This window comes from Prochlorococcus marinus str. MIT 9302, from assembly GCF_000759975.1.
In the GTDB taxonomy this organism is placed as follows: Bacteria; Cyanobacteriota; Cyanobacteriia; order PCC-6307; family Cyanobiaceae; genus Prochlorococcus_A; species Prochlorococcus_A marinus_M.
In genome coordinates this window covers 24,076-38,424 of the sequence record NZ_JNAM01000011.1, presented here as the reverse complement: position 1 = coordinate 38,424, position 14,349 = coordinate 24,076, and the positions used below count along the sequence as shown (strand labels likewise).

Sequence of the window (14,349 nt, the reverse complement as noted above, 5' to 3'; positions counted from 1 at the left end):
GATTTTTAAAACACATCACTTTATCTGCTTGGAAGAATGCAACACCTATTCAGGCTGCTTTGATAACCGCAATTTTGTTGGTAATCATTATAATTTTAATAATAAGCGTAGTACAAGTTATTGTTCCATTTACTTACATAGCGATTTAGTTCTTATTAATAAGACCTTAAAGATTTTGAATTGTTAGATTTAATATTTATTTTTAAAATATATTTGTAAGTAATATACATTTTTCAATGAGGAGTAAAAGTGGAATTATAAAATTTATCCTTTATACAAGTATATTTATTCCAATAATAATTTTTATTTTAGAATTATCCTTCTTATTTATAAATAAATCAAATTCAAAAATTACTAATGGAACAAAATTTGATTCCCTGACTGGTTGGAGAGAAAATTGCGAAAATAAGCATATTAATCCCGAAAATTACAAATTTTTAATTTGTGATCGCAATGGTTTTATAAAGACACCTTTTGAGCATGAAAATAAAAAAATAGATACATATGGAATTTTGCTTCTTGGTAATAGTGTGGCTATGGGAGAAGGTCTTTATGGATTTGATAATAAGAAAACTTTTGCTAGTCAGTTAGAAAAAAACTTAAGAAATATTAATCCTAAAATTGATCTTGTAAATGCTGCATATTCTGGTTTTAATACATGGCAAGAACATGTTGAGACTTTTAGATATTTAAATTCCGAACCATTTAACGATTACTTGCCACCTCTAGAACTAATAGTAAGTTTTGGAGGTATCCAAGATTTCTGGAATTTTATGAGGCTTTTATCTGAAAATGATGAAAAGAGAAATGAATATAGTTTTGCTAATGGCATGATGATTAATACAAATAATATTGAGTACGTAAATTTTTTAACTAGTAGCTCATTAGGAAATATAAGTAGTGGGGTTATTACATTTTTAAATTCGATAAAAAAAAGAAGCTATTTTCTTTCTTATGTAGATGATTTGAGATCTATAAATAAAGTGAGTCCAGGAACTTATGAAAAGAAACAGTTAACTATAAATTTAGAAGAAAATAAAAAGAATAAGAATCTTAAAGAGATACTAGAACAGAGACTGAATTTAGATTTTGCAGAATATGAGAAGATAAAAAATTATTCAATACAATCTACATTAAGGAATATAAGTTCTACTGCAAATCTTTATTTGGATAACAAATATATTTATGTATATGCGCCTAATTACTTTAGTTCTTTATCAAAGGAGCAATTAAATGGGCAAAATTATAAATATTTGATTGGTATAAAACATCTAGTTGGAAATCCTGTTTTTGCACCTAAAATTTTAGAAAGGGAGATGTACTTGATTGAGAAGGATTACAGGGAAACCTTTTCTAAAGAAATAGAAAAAAATAAAAAAATAATTTATCTTGATTATTCGCTAGAGGCTGAATCGACTAGTTGGTTTTTGGACTACAGTCATTTTATTGAATTTGCAGCTAGTAAACTAAGTTCAAAACTCGCTGAAGATATATTTGAGTTGGTTAATAGATAAATTTTATACATCAAAAATTGTGAAATATTAAATATTATGTTCGCCCTTCCTGTTTCTGAATATGAAAGCATAGAATCTAAAAAATTTAATTATTAAATGAAGTTAAACAAATCTTTAAAACTTTCCCTAGGAGCATTAATTGCATTCCCATTGAGTTTCTTTGTTGGTAATGAACTACTTGCAAATCATCTTACAGAGAAGTTTGATAATCAAATAAATAACGATAATCTTATTGCCTGTGGCGGCGGCGGCGGCTCAACTCCTGCAGCAAAGGCCGCTAAAAAGGCGAAGCAAGCTAAGGCAAAACTAAGTTTCAAGAAAAGAGCATTATCTAAAGCTGCTGCGGCAGGTGAAGATACTTCTAAGCTGGAGGCTGAAATAGCTGAACTTGAGGCAACTATTGCAAAATAGAAAGAAATTTATTATTACTTACTTTAAAAAATTTTTTTTAAAAACATATTTTTGAATATTCTGACTTGAATATTTCTTTACCAAGCTTGTTTGATTTTTTTAAATCAATACAAGCTTTTTTAAATTCTTTTAATTCAAAATGAGTTAGGGATTTATTATAAAAAGTATTGTAATTATTGGGATTTAGTTTCAGAGATTTTTTGAAATCTTGTAGGGCGTTTCTGTACTTTTTTAATTTAAATTTACTAACTCCCATATTATTCAGTGCAACATATGATTTTGCATTGATTTCTAGAGACTTTTCATAGTCTTTTATAGAACCTATATAATCACCGATTTTGAATTTTGCATTTCCTCTATTTAAATAGGCATTTTCTTCATCCTGATCGTACTTAATAGATTTGCTGTAATTTTCAATTGCCTTTTCATATTCAAGGAGAATGAATTGAGAATTGGCGATGCTATAAAAAACTTGATCCTGAAAAATATTTCTTGATATAAATTTCTCGTAATCTTTAATTGCTCCATTGTAATCTCCATAAGCATATTTGGAATTCGCTCTATTAAAAATGGCTTTTGAATTTGGATTGAGTCTTAATGAATCATTAAAATCTTTAATTGCCCCAATATAATCTCCATAAGCATGTTTTGCTTTCCCTCTCTCTAAATAAAATAAAAAATTATCTGCATTTTTTGATATTGCCTTAGAGAAATTATTTATAATTTCTTTGTTGAGGTTATTATTTTGTTTTTTTGTATGATCTTTATTTTCATAAAAAAAAGAGCAACTACTAACCAAAAATAAAAACATTATTGAGATTAATGTTTTTATTCGAATATTAAAAATTTGTTTTTTGAAGCCTAAAATAATTTCGGGAAATATTTATTCATTATTATATCTTCTATTTAAAACGAGTTAGGCTATTATTTTTCAACAGAATTTTCAATATCCTCTAATAAATGTTTAGTTGATCTACTAAAACCATTAGTTTTTAAATAGTTTTGAGCCTCTCTAAATTTTTCAGATACTCTTTTTGCATAAGGAGTATTCATGGAATTTTGAGTCATTTTAAAAATGCGACTCATTTTATAATCTGATTTGAGTATACCCTTGAAAAGTATTCAAAAATACAAGAATATAAAAATAGGATTTTTTACTTACTTAGAAATTTATTGGGAAAGTTCTTGATTCTCCAAAATAAAGTTTTTTCAAATCAGAAAAATTGACAATGACAAAAATATTATTAATTCTTTTTTTTGTACTTTTATTTTTATTATTTTTTTATTCAAGACGAAATAAAAGGTCAGCCCAAAAAACAAAAATTATTCCAAATTATGTACCTTTCTTAAAAGAACTAGAATTTAATCCTGATATAAGTACAGATAATTGGGATATACACAAACTTAGATTAGAAAAGTTTAGAAGATCACAATATAAGGGATTAACTTTTTTTGTAAGTTCAGAAAATAGAATTTACTATCTTTCTAAAGAAGGAGATAAAGTTTATTGCTAACAAGAGAAATTAATTTTATAAATAGGAAAAGCCGATAGAAATTAATAATTTTAATGAAGTATTTATTTTTATTATCAGAAAAGTTCTACGGGTTTATCGAATGGGAATGGAATACCTTAAAAAGGTTAAGAAGACTAAAAAGAAAGAATTTTTTTCTAAGAGGATCATTTGCTTTATTTAGTTTATTCTCTATTCTTTTTTTAATATTTTCACCTCCTATTGCTTTTGGAATGTTATTCGGAGAGGGATTAAAATTTAGTATTTTTTTTATTTGGATATGGATTTTAAATTTAAAGTTTTTTTGATAATGAATAATAAATTTCCTGAGATAATTTAAAATTATTAATATAAAAACTTGACTTATGCCAAAAATATTCAAACAAAATAAGTTCGCTTTGTTGGGAGCCAATATATTAATAATTTTACTCTGGGTAACTACATCTACTTTTTTGATAAATTTATTTCAAAGTGAAAATGCCCCATTTTATATTTATAAAATTAACTTTTTAATCAGATTTCTCCCTCCTATTTGGGTTACATGGTTTCTATGGATAAAAAGAGGCGGTTTAAAAAGGTAAATATCAAAAGCATTTTTACGTATTTACTATAAAAAAAAATCAGTTATAATTTGTGAGCTTACTTGAAATTTTCATGTAAGAATTAGGTAATTGAGAGATTGTTTTTAGCTAAGAAACAATCTCTTTTTTTTACATTTAATTTTCTCATTAAAAAAAGTGCTTGTCAGTATCCCTATTGACAAACACTCATGACGATCTGATTTTTAATAGTTAAACATTCAATCTATTATCAATTTCCACAACTCCAGAGTCCATAAGACGGCCGATTTTAATAACTAAAGCCATATCTAATCTTGAAAATTCAGATTGATGGTTTGTGACCCAATCAAGTTCTGAAATAGTTATTACCCCTGTAATATTTACTTTAAGAAAAAGTAAGCCTAAGTTCATTTTAAAAGATTCCTGGTATTATCCAGCCGAATAAGCCATAATTTACAACTAATGCAAATAAGCCCATCATTGCCATTCTCCCATTAGTTCTCTCGGCATTTTGCCAATAAGTTGATTTTGAATTTTCCATTTTTATTTAAATGATTTTTTAGTAAAGTTTTAAACGAAACCAGGAATTATTTGACCTGTTGTTAGATATGCTCCAATAGCAGCTATTAGTCCAAGCATTGCGAATCTGCCGTTGAGAGTTTCAGCAACAATTTTTTCTTTTTCGATTATTTTAGATTTTGTGTTTGTTTTTTTCATTGGATTTGTAGATAAATAGTTTGAATTTTCATTTTGAAATTGCTTAGTTAGATAAGCAATGAGGATGGCTGTAAATAATACCATTACAGCTAAAAAACCATAAAGAGGAGTCATTAAAAAATGCCAGGAATAATTTGTCCTGTTGAAACATAAGCACCTACTAATGCAACAAGCCCGATCATTGCCCAACGACCATTAACTTTTTCTGCATTTTGAGGGTAACTGCCGTATGAAACAGACTCATCTATGTAAGGACGTGTCTCAGTAGGAAACATGTTTTGTCTGCCTCCTGATTCAGTCGTAACGTTTGAATTAGCCATTGAAGTTGTGTAATTGTTAACTAATGTAACACTAGTATTAACGAATGTAAAGTAATAGGCCGAAATTAAGTTATTTTCAAGATATATGCTACATATATGTAACAATATCATTACATATTAAGTTAAATAGTTGGTTTTTTGAGTATTTTCTTAACGGGGAACCCTCATCCGTAATGGTAATAGACCTCCGTCCAGCCTTTTTGGTGAAGCTCGTGCCACTTCTCCCAAGCTGCATCTATGTTTAGTTTCTCTGAGGATTTGTACCCTCCAGGTTCTCCAAGGTGATTTGCGTAAAAAAGATGAGTATGAATTTTTAGATTAGGTTTAGGGGAATTTTTGCATTCTTCGAAAAAGATCATTCTGCTGCCTTCAGGATTTAGTAGGCATCCGTTTGGTTTGCTAGTGCTGCATCCGAATGAGTACTTAGGCTCCATGTTTTTCCATTAAAGGCTGGCTGATTTTTAATACATTTGTACTATAAATTATATTCTTATTGTTTCGCTGTCAATCCTTTTAAGGTTAAGTACTTATTTACTATTAATTATTTTGTTTTTTAATAGAAAAGATAATTTCTCTAAGCTCATGAATTACAGGGAAGATTTAGAAATCAAACTACAAAAAGTAACACTTGCAATGCAGGAAGTTGTAGAGGATATCTATAAAACTGATAATGAGAAACAAAGAATAATTTCCAAACTTATTGAATTTAAAGAAGCAATCATTTTAAAGGGTATTGAACTTAATATTGAATTAGAAGCAGCCTAGAAATATTAAATATCTCAGGAATGTTTAACAACTTTTAGAATAGTGTTACTAACAAAGAAGGGTTATCTATCAAATGCAGCCTGGTACTTTTGAATTATTGATTCTTGTATTTATCTTTTTAGGTCTTCAAGCTTGGTGGATTATCCCAATAGTTATTAAGAATAATAAATTAAATAAGAGAGGTAAGGATTTAAGAGAGGAAATAAAGCAATTAGAAAAGTTATATAAAAAATAAATTAGTTTATTATTTTTGCAAACTGCCTATTATTAGTGAAACTTAAATATCTAATGAAATTAAAAAAATTTATTCCATTATGTTTCCTTTTTATTGGGACTTTAGCTTTACCATACCCATCTCTTTCTGAAGAAAAGATTGAGGTAATTCCTCTTATTCAAACTTCAAAAGGATTAAGTGGCAAAAACTTTAATTATCCAGAAGGTAAGCCTGAATTAAGACTTTTAAAAGTGAAGATTCCAGCAGGGATAGAAACCCCAATTCATACCCACCCTGCCCCAATGTTGATTCATGTCACAAGAGGGAGAATAAGGCACTTTAGGGGGAAAGAAATTAATTTCTTTAAAGCAGGCGATGCATTTGTGGAGAGTAATAATGGGGGTGCCCACTATGTGAAAAATATTGGAAAGAAGCCGGCTATACTTCATGTGGGAGTTGTATCAGTAGTTGGAATGCCTACGACCATAAATAAATAATATTTTTCTGTAATTTGTTCAATCTGCATTTTTAGGATTCACCTTTTATGAAGAACAACTGTAATGAGATACTCCTCCATAGTTAAAATACTGGCTTGGCTTTAGTCGATTATATTTTTGATCTATTTCTGGGGGTTGTTCTACATATGGATTGCTAAAGACATCCTGTAACTCTTTTATTTTTTTGTAATTCCCCTTTTCAGCTTCTTCATATGCGGGAACGACCATCCATTCGCGCCAAGTATAGACTGGATTAAGGGATTTCATTGATGCCGATTTTGCTTTAATATTTCCCTCTTTCTTTAAGACTGATTGCCAGTTTTCAAGCCATAATTCCCACCTATTATTGAGCTCGTCATTAATTGGTAAATAGAAACAGTCTTTTAAAGAATCTAAGTTATAAGGGATTTCAGAGAGTTTACGGAACAAAATTGTATAGTCTGCTTTTGAAATGACCATGAGATTAAAAAATTCATTTATTAGAGTTTCGTTGTAATGTTCTAAACCAAGCTTGTTTGCCCACATTTTCATCAATTCCTTATTCATTAATTCAAAAAAGTCTTTTTCGATTTGATCTAACTTTTCTTGATCTTGTTTGCTTTCTGAGAGTAAAGGACTAAGAGATGAACAGAATGTTTTAAAGTTGATTGCCGCTGCAGAAGGCTGGTTAAAAAATGAGAAATGTTCACCTCCACCTGTCCATGGTTGAAATCTTGGATCAAATAATTCACAGAATCCAAAGGGGCCATAATCCAAGGTATAACCTCCAGCAGCACAATTATCACTATTGAAATTACCCTGGCAATAACCAACTCTCATCCAGTTGGCTATAAGTGATATAAGTCTTGATCTGAATAAAGAAGCCAGTTTTATTACTTTACTTTCAATTGAAATCTCATATCCAATTTCATCTTTATAATTTCTATCAATTAGATGTTGAACTATCATCTTTAGTTCATTGAGGGCCTCATCATGCGCATTATTACGAACTCGTCTTGCAAAAAGTTCAATCTGGCCTACACGTAAAAAAGATGGAGCGACTCTCGTAGTAATTGCCGCTTGATTATCAATCATGATATCAGGTTCAAAATATCTGGACCCTTTGGAATACCACGGTCTTCTAACTATTTCTGAACGTGAGACATAAAGTGTTAAAGATCTTGAGGTAGGGATTCCCAAGGCATCCATTAATTCCTGTGCGAGAAATTCTCGTACGCTAGACCTTAAGACAGCTCTGCCATCTGCTCCACGACAGTAGGGAGTTGGACCTCCTCCTTTAAGTTGCATTTCCATTCTTTTCCCATTGAATAAACCTTCAAAAACAGAAATTGCTCTGCCATCACCATAACCATTGCCAGTGCCAAAGGGACATTGTTGGGTATATTCAGTTCCGTAAATTGATAATGCATAACCTGTTGCCCAACCAACAGGACTCATTGGATAACTAGCAACAGAAATATCACCTGAGAAAAAACGACAAAAATTCTTGTCTTTAGTAAGATCTGAGCTTAGCCTTAGTTCTTTAAAAAGTTTGTTGCTATGGGAAATATATTCTGGTTCTGGAATAGCAGTTGGAACAACTGGTACATAATGACCTGAATATACTGAACGCGGCTTATGATCATTTCCATCTTTTGTTGATTGAGGATCTGCTTTAAGAGAATTCATAAAAGAATAGTTAGATAGTTGAGAAAATTCAGAAAAATTTTCTGTAAGCTTTCCTTTTAATGAATCAGATTTGGTTGACATCAAAGTTGTTATCTATTCTTTTAGGCGCTCTATTTCTTTTAAATTAAACACCTAAATGTATCTTATATAGATTCTATTGGGTATGGTTTTTGGCGATACGTTTGAGATTAAATTTAAGTTAAAAGTTAATACTTAATTAAAAAAGGATCCGCGGTAAGACATTTTTTTGGAAAAAAATTTTTTGGCTTTTAAAAAATAAAAAAGAACTTCTCCAATATATTAATTTTTAAGCAATAACCACTGCAAATACTTATACATTGAAGATTTTTTTTAGATTGTTTTAAAATAATTTGAAAAAAGTTTCACAATTTAATTTGTTGATCCGCTTATACCACCCCCCTTATTTCCGAAGTATATTACTTGTAAAAATTTTCTAACTTACCCAGCCTTTCAGCAAATCAAAGACACTAATAAATAGTCCAAAACCAATAATTGGGGGCGCAACCCATCTTGTCATGAATTTCAAATAACGTGTCGTTTTGATTCCAACTTTTGAATCACTAAGTTCTTCATTAAATTTTCCAGGGACTACCCATCCCATAAAGAAAGTAACCAAGAATCCACCAAAGATAAGTAATACCCCTCCAAAAATCGAATCAATAGTTCCAAGAATGTTTAAGTTCAATGCAGAAGGAATGCCTGCTAAGAAAAGGAAAAGAGTTATCAGCCAAACAGATTTTTCTCTTTTAAAACCAAATTTATCCATTAAAGAAGAAACTGGAACTTCCAATAATGAAACAGAGGAAGTTATTGCTGCAATATAAGCCAGTGCAAAAAATGCAACAGCTACAATTCTTCCAACCGCTCCATATGAACCTAAGCCCGTGGGAATTGATATAAATAATGCACCAACGGTTGATTCAGAAATAGCGTCACTTAAACCGAATGTTAAAACTATTGGGAAAGTTATAAATCCAGCCATTAGTCCAACCAAAGTATCTAATGATGCGACTCCAACACTTAGTTTTGGGAGATTGCTTTTTTTATTTAGATATGAGGCGTAAGTAACCATAATTCCAATCCCTAAACTTAATGAAAAGAATGCTTGTGTAAAAGCGTTTCTTATTGTTTGAGGATTTCTTAATTCATTAAAATCAAACTTAAGTAAAAATGTTTTATATCCTTCCCATGCCCCTGAAAGTGAAGTAGCCCAAATAGCAAGAATCACGATAATTATGAAAAGGATTGGCATGAAATATCTAGTAACCTTTTCTATACCTTTTTTTATGCCTGATGAAACTATTATGGCTGTAAGTACAAGACTTAATAGGTGCCCCAATAAAACACTGCTTCCACTACTAATCGAGCCAAAGAAGGTTTCTGCTTCAGTTAAATTCTTTGGTAATCCAAAAAATAAAGAATGGAACAAGGTATCTGCAGTCCATCCCATTATCACTGAATAATATGATGCTATACCTAGAGGAGCTATGAAGAAAAGAATTCCTAATGGATACCAATTCTTTCCAGCCAGCTTAACAGGAGCAAGTAATGTGCTTGCCATTGCGTTTCTCCCTAGAGCCATTTCAGCAACAAATACTGGAAGACATACAATTAAAACGATCAATATATATAAAAGTACAAACGCCGCACCTCCACCTTGAGATGCTCTGTAAGCAAAACCCCAAAGGTTGCCTAGACCTACTGCACTTCCAGCAGCTGCGAGAATGAATCCTAGCTTACTAGTCCATTGTTCTCTCTGAGAAATTTTTGAGTCCAAAATTAAAATCGTTTTTTATAGTTGATTTATAACTCATAAATGAAAATTAGTTAACACTTTGCTTAATAAAAACTAATTTTTTTAGATTAATTTTTTTGATAAAGATTTAGACTTAAAAAAGCTTAATTATTCTTATGACTATTGAAACGACTATTTTAGATTTTCAACTAAGTAATACTTTTGAACAGTATGAATCATATATGAATGCAAAAGAACAGCAGACTATGTTTAAAGAAATGGGAGTCAAAACATTTTATATTGGGAAATCATTAGATGATCCTCAAAGGGCGACTGTAATTTTTCAAGGACCAGAAAATGTTTTATATGATATTTTTATGAATCCTGAAACAAAACCTATAGTTGAAGCTTCAGGACATATGTACGCGGGGACAAAAATCACTCGCTGGATTTCTTAAGAAAATAATTCTTTTATGAATTACCAACTTTTAATTGAATCATATTCTTTTGGGTCATCCCTTTCTGAGCAAGAAATAGAACTCTTAAGTCTGGAACTTGAAACTCAAATCATCAACATTAATATATCAACAGAATTTGGATGTTTTAAATCTGCTCCCTCTCATATTTGCGAAGGTCTTAATTTAAAAAAAGATACTTATTGGATAATGTGCCTTGCTGAAATATTAGATTTACATAAGCCCCCACAATTTGGGAAAACGAAAAGTGTGGAGGTTTTCGATTTACTTCTTGAAAGAGGACTTGTTATTGGCTAATTAATTATTTATTTGATTATTAAAAATGAATTCTTTTTTCTTGATGCTTATATGATTGATTTTAGGTCAGCAAAAAAATGGATGATTCTTGGCGATTGATATTGGGAAATCTTATTAAGATAACTAGATCAAGTGAAAATAAATTTAAACGAGGAAATTTTAAAGGTGCTTTAGACGACAAAATTAAGGCTAATGCAATATTGAATTCTAAATCTTGTGATGAAAAAATGATTCAAGAATATAGAAAAGAATTATCTAGTTTGTATTGCTCAAAATTTGATCTTATTTTTGATCATAAACTGAAAATTAATGAAATAAAGATAAATGAAATAGTGAAAATTTTGGAACGTAAAAGTCAGGAAAAATTAAAAAATCTTGATTATAGATGAGCAATAAAAGCATTAAGAAGGGCAGAAAAATATATATCAAATTAAAAACAATTCAAACTACGTTGAGTTTTAAGAAGTTTTGCTTATTGTGTTTTTTTTAGCTCATTTTAAAGTTGAAATACTTAAATAATAATTTATGCAAAAACAAAATAAAAAGAAAATAAAAAGTTTTGATAAAAAGGAATTAGATGTTTTAGATAGGTTTTTGAGGATCTTATGGAGAAAAGAGGTTGAATACAAAATAAATATCTGATAAAAGCATATTTGAAGGAGATATCTTATGAAAGTTAGAATAGGATTCCTAATTATTCTTTTTATTTTCCACTCATTATCTGATTTTGCGTTTAAAAAAAGAGTATTAAAAAATAAGTTTAGAAGGGCTCAAAAATTAAATTAAATTATTTGATTAAAGACATGAATTTAACAAAAGGCATACAAAAAAGTTTAGGTCCAGGAATTTTGCTAGCTGGGGCGGCTATTGGGGGCTCTCATTTATTGTCATCAACTACTGCTGGTGCAAGGTTTGGATTTTCATTAGTTGGCCTAATCCTTCTTACTAATCTTTTAAAATATCCATTCTTGTTGGTTGGGACTAGATTTACAGCATCTACTGGTAAATCATTATTAGAAGGTTTCAAAGAGCGGAATTCTTTATATCTTCCTTCATTTCTAATAGTTAGTCTAATTACAGGTACTTTCACAATAGCTGCTGTAAGTTTTGTCTCTGGTGTCCTTTTAACTAATATTCCCTTTTTCTCAGCTTTTCCAGCCATGGATTTGTCAATAGGAATTCTGATTGTTTCTGGAATGATATTAATTCTTGGTAAATATAAAGCACTTGATAGGATTTCAAAATTTTTAGTATCTCTCCTAACTTTTTTAACATTATTTGCAGTTTTATCGCTTTTATTCAAAGGTTCAATAAATGAGTCTCTAAATATGAGTTTTTTTGAACCAGAAACCAGCCCATGGAAGTTAACAAACTTAGCTTTTTTGATCCCTCTAATGGGATGGATGCCATGCCCAGTAGAGTTATGTGTTTGGCCTTCTTTATGGATGTTTTCTCGAGCAAAAGATTCAAATTATAAACCAAATATTGGTGAAGCAGAATTTGATTTTAATCTCGGTTACGTAATAACTGTTGTTACTGCTATTTTCTTCCTTACTCTTGGAGCAATAACAATGTATGGTACCGGCGATGGAATGCTTTCCGGAAGTGGAGTCTCCTTTGCTCAAAAATTAATACTCCTTTACACTAAATCAATTGGCAGTTGGGCTAAATGGATCATTATACCTGCAGCATTTGCCGCAATGTTTAGTACTACAATTACTTGTCTAGATGCATATCCAAGAAGTATTTCTGCTATTCAAGGTTTATTGAGAGGAACTGATTTTGGACATATGGATTCCAAGTCAGAGCGAAATAGATTTCAACTGTGGATGATTGTACATATCTTTGCATCATTAATAGCTTTGCTAATTGCAAGGTCTGGAGGTATAGGGGTAAAAGATTTTGTATTTGCTGCAATGACGGGAAGTTTCCTTACGGCACCTTTATTTGCATGGATGGCAATGGATACTATAAATAGCAAATTAGTGCCAATTGAAAATAGATATGGATTTTTTCTAAAAACTATATGTTGGATAGGATTGATTTTCTTAACTTTATTTAGTTTATTGTTTATTGCAAATTCATTTTTTGGGATTGGAATTGGTTAATTGTTAATGATTAAAAAAACTTTTTTTCTAAGAGATTTTATAAGATTAATTAAATTTATTAATTTGAAAATAAAAAATAATTAAAGGGTTGATTTTTCTTCAGAATTCGTTTCTCTAGAAATATATTATTTTTTGGACTAATTATGGTTATGCCCCAATCTACCTTGGAAAGCTTATTATTTTTTTTGATACTTTCTATTGTCGCGATATACATTGTAAATTTAAAATATTCTTCAAATTTAAAAACACAAAAGTAGGTTTTTAATATTTATTTTTTTCCTGAATAAGATTTATTTACTTTGCTCACTAAAAGTCTCTTGATATAATGAATTTAAAAAAAGTAAGAGTAAGTATTTTACCAAATGCATAAGTTATTCCTAATAATTGGTAATAAATATTGCCAATATTTGTCTAAATAATAAAGATTATTAACCCTGTAATAATCAAATTCTCAATAGTCAAATGGTTTAAATTTACAGAATTTATCAATTGATTATTTTTATAATAAATTAAATAAATTATAAAACCAAAAAGTAACTTATTCATTCATATTGAAATATCATCTAAGATATGAATATTTTTAGAATTGCCAAGGTAATTGTAGTTTTATCATCATTATCTTATTTGAGTGTTATTTTTTTAAGAAATTATAATTCTCCAGAAAATATACAAAAAAGATGTACTCTTAAATTTGAAAAAGATTTTAAAAATCCTTTGGAAACATCTCGTGAAGAATGGGATCAAATTTTAGATTTAGCTGATAATAATTATTTAAAATGTATGGGAATAACTCAATATTAAATATGGGAGAAGCAAAGAGAAGAAAAAATTTAGGTATTTCGCCTAGAGAAACAACTGAAGATATAAAGTTACCTCAACTTGATAAAAAAGCTATACAACAAAAAGTTAGGTCCACATTATATAAATATCCAATAATACCTTTTCTTTTTTATGGAGGTGCAATATTGATCCTAATTGGAGGATTATTTCTTGCTTTTAAATTCTTTAATATTGCCTAATTATTAGTATTGCTAATTTTAAAAATAATTTCTCGATAGTTTTTATATTTATGATTGTTTGGCATCATCAATTAAAAATACTTTTAATGATAATAAAATGAGCAATCATTATTGCTTAATAAATGATCAAATAAATAATATAAGATTTATTTACTATTGACTCCATCTTATGGTGTTGTAATTTTGAATTAAATTACAAATTTTTATGAAAAAAATAAATAAAAAATATGTTGAAATAATGCTTCAAGCTGATAATGCAGTTGGAAGAAAAGAAGTAGTCAGTTTATTAAAAAAAGCCGCAATGATAATGTCAAAATCTGAGGAAAACTTAGCTGCTTAAATTAAAAAAAAATATTTTATTAGAATCAATAAAACACCATAAAGAATAATTGATGAGCATGCAGCCATAAAAACAAATGGTAATATTATTCAAGAATTCAACCATCTTAAAAATCTAATTTCTTTGTTAAATACTCTTGTGATTTTTTTTCGATGATCTTATTCGCAACTTAACAA

General features: G+C 29.4%; 21 protein-coding genes and 1 pseudogene. 13 read left to right on the top strand and 9 right to left on the bottom strand.

Going from position 1 to position 14,349, the window contains the following annotated elements; genetic code table 11:
- The first annotated feature begins 236 nt into the window (after positions 1 to 236).
- Both EU96_RS02550 and EU96_RS02555 read left to right on the top strand, forming a co-directional pair.
- Positions 237 to 1,514 (top strand): hypothetical protein, encoded by a 1,278-nt coding sequence (locus EU96_RS02550; RefSeq protein WP_032527074.1) that lies wholly within the window; start codon positions 237 to 239, stop codon positions 1,512 to 1,514.
- Positions 1,515 to 1,610: 96 nt separating this feature from the next.
- Positions 1,611 to 1,925 (top strand): hypothetical protein, encoded by a 315-nt coding sequence (locus EU96_RS02555; RefSeq protein ID WP_032527073.1) that lies wholly within the window; start codon positions 1,611 to 1,613, stop codon positions 1,923 to 1,925.
- A 37-nt stretch (positions 1,926 to 1,962) separates the two neighbouring features.
- Here the strand turns inward: EU96_RS02555 and EU96_RS02560 are convergent, their stop codons facing one another.
- Complete coding sequence (locus EU96_RS02560; protein ID WP_032527072.1) at positions 1,963 to 2,736, bottom strand: tetratricopeptide repeat protein; 774 nt, start codon at positions 2,734 to 2,736, stop codon at positions 1,963 to 1,965.
- A 113-nt stretch (positions 2,737 to 2,849) separates the two neighbouring features.
- Positions 2,850 to 2,993, bottom strand: a complete 144-nt coding sequence (locus EU96_RS10375) for a hypothetical protein (protein ID WP_193741375.1) — start codon at positions 2,991 to 2,993, stop codon at positions 2,850 to 2,852.
- A 161-nt stretch (positions 2,994 to 3,154) separates the two neighbouring features.
- Between EU96_RS10375 and EU96_RS02565 the strand changes: the two genes are divergently transcribed.
- A complete protein-coding gene (locus EU96_RS02565; RefSeq protein ID WP_032527071.1) occupies positions 3,155 to 3,439 on the top strand; it encodes a hypothetical protein in 285 nt (94 codons plus the stop codon).
- Between the two features lie 788 nt (positions 3,440 to 4,227).
- On the opposite strand, the gene EU96_RS02580 is transcribed toward EU96_RS02565, so the two are convergent.
- The 5 genes and pseudogenes from EU96_RS02580 to EU96_RS0109340 all read right to left on the bottom strand — a co-directional run bounded on the left by EU96_RS02580 (position 4,228) and on the right by EU96_RS0109340 (position 5,467).
- A complete protein-coding gene (locus EU96_RS02580) occupies positions 4,228 to 4,407 on the bottom strand; it encodes a hypothetical protein (RefSeq protein WP_032527068.1) in 180 nt (59 codons plus the stop codon).
- 1 nt (position 4,408) lies between these two features.
- A pseudogene (locus EU96_RS02585) lies at positions 4,409 to 4,522 on the bottom strand (chlorophyll a/b-binding protein); the annotation flags it as partial.
- A gap of 44 nt (positions 4,523 to 4,566) precedes the next feature.
- Positions 4,567 to 4,827 (bottom strand): chlorophyll a/b-binding protein, encoded by a 261-nt coding sequence (locus tag EU96_RS02590; protein ID WP_032527067.1) that lies wholly within the window; start codon positions 4,825 to 4,827, stop codon positions 4,567 to 4,569.
- Positions 4,827 to 5,033 carry a high light inducible protein gene (locus EU96_RS02595; protein ID WP_032527066.1) on the bottom strand — a complete coding sequence of 69 codons (207 nt, stop codon included), beginning with the start codon at positions 5,031 to 5,033 and terminating at the stop codon, positions 4,827 to 4,829. The genes EU96_RS02590 and EU96_RS02595 overlap by 1 nt, the downstream gene beginning before the upstream one ends.
- A gap of 164 nt (positions 5,034 to 5,197) precedes the next feature.
- Positions 5,198 to 5,467: a DUF1651 domain-containing protein gene (locus EU96_RS0109340; RefSeq protein ID WP_032527065.1), complete on the bottom strand. Its 270-nt coding sequence runs from the start codon at positions 5,465 to 5,467 to the stop codon at positions 5,198 to 5,200.
- Positions 5,468 to 5,615: 148 nt separating this feature from the next.
- Between EU96_RS0109340 and EU96_RS02600 the strand changes: the two genes are divergently transcribed.
- The 3 genes from EU96_RS02600 (at position 5,616) to EU96_RS02605 (ending at position 6,509) form a co-directional block, all read left to right on the top strand.
- Entirely contained in the window at positions 5,616 to 5,798 is a 183-nt protein-coding gene (locus EU96_RS02600) for a hypothetical protein (RefSeq protein WP_032527064.1), read from the top strand.
- Positions 5,799 to 5,871: 73 nt separating this feature from the next.
- Entirely contained in the window at positions 5,872 to 6,033 is a 162-nt protein-coding gene (locus EU96_RS10370) for a hypothetical protein (protein ID WP_179852273.1), read from the top strand.
- A 53-nt stretch (positions 6,034 to 6,086) separates the two neighbouring features.
- Positions 6,087 to 6,509 (top strand): cupin domain-containing protein, encoded by a 423-nt coding sequence (locus tag EU96_RS02605; protein ID WP_032527063.1) that lies wholly within the window; start codon positions 6,087 to 6,089, stop codon positions 6,507 to 6,509.
- Positions 6,510 to 6,554: 45 nt separating this feature from the next.
- On the opposite strand, the gene EU96_RS02610 is transcribed toward EU96_RS02605, so the two are convergent.
- Both EU96_RS02610 and EU96_RS02615 read right to left on the bottom strand, forming a co-directional pair.
- Positions 6,555 to 8,258 (bottom strand): protein adenylyltransferase SelO family protein, encoded by a 1,704-nt coding sequence (locus EU96_RS02610; protein WP_032527062.1) that lies wholly within the window; start codon positions 8,256 to 8,258, stop codon positions 6,555 to 6,557.
- A gap of 373 nt (positions 8,259 to 8,631) precedes the next feature.
- A complete protein-coding gene (locus tag EU96_RS02615; protein WP_032527061.1) occupies positions 8,632 to 9,975 on the bottom strand; it encodes a sodium-dependent transporter in 1,344 nt (447 codons plus the stop codon).
- A gap of 134 nt (positions 9,976 to 10,109) precedes the next feature.
- On the opposite strand from EU96_RS02615, the gene EU96_RS0109335 reads away from it, so the two are divergent.
- From EU96_RS0109335 to EU96_RS10655, 7 genes are all read left to right on the top strand, one after another.
- The gene (locus EU96_RS0109335; protein WP_032527060.1) at positions 10,110 to 10,391 is read left to right on the top strand and encodes a DUF3764 family protein; all 282 of its coding nucleotides are present in this window, start codon (positions 10,110 to 10,112) and stop codon (positions 10,389 to 10,391) included.
- 15 nt (positions 10,392 to 10,406) lie between these two features.
- Complete coding sequence (locus EU96_RS02620) at positions 10,407 to 10,706, top strand: hypothetical protein (protein WP_032527059.1); 300 nt, start codon at positions 10,407 to 10,409, stop codon at positions 10,704 to 10,706.
- A gap of 77 nt (positions 10,707 to 10,783) precedes the next feature.
- Entirely contained in the window at positions 10,784 to 11,095 is a 312-nt protein-coding gene (locus EU96_RS09615) for a hypothetical protein (protein ID WP_052044270.1), read from the top strand.
- A gap of 414 nt (positions 11,096 to 11,509) precedes the next feature.
- Positions 11,510 to 12,814: an NRAMP family divalent metal transporter gene (locus EU96_RS0109325; protein WP_032527058.1), complete on the top strand. Its 1,305-nt coding sequence runs from the start codon at positions 11,510 to 11,512 to the stop codon at positions 12,812 to 12,814.
- Positions 12,815 to 13,384: 570 nt separating this feature from the next.
- The gene (locus EU96_RS02625; RefSeq protein WP_032527057.1) at positions 13,385 to 13,615 is read left to right on the top strand and encodes a hypothetical protein; all 231 of its coding nucleotides are present in this window, start codon (positions 13,385 to 13,387) and stop codon (positions 13,613 to 13,615) included.
- A 2-nt stretch (positions 13,616 to 13,617) separates the two neighbouring features.
- A complete protein-coding gene (locus EU96_RS02630; protein ID WP_032527056.1) occupies positions 13,618 to 13,833 on the top strand; it encodes a DUF2839 family protein in 216 nt (71 codons plus the stop codon).
- 205 nt (positions 13,834 to 14,038) lie between these two features.
- Positions 14,039 to 14,173: a hypothetical protein gene (locus EU96_RS10655; protein WP_275040765.1), complete on the top strand. Its 135-nt coding sequence runs from the start codon at positions 14,039 to 14,041 to the stop codon at positions 14,171 to 14,173.
- The last annotated feature ends 176 nt before the right edge of the window (positions 14,174 to 14,349 follow it).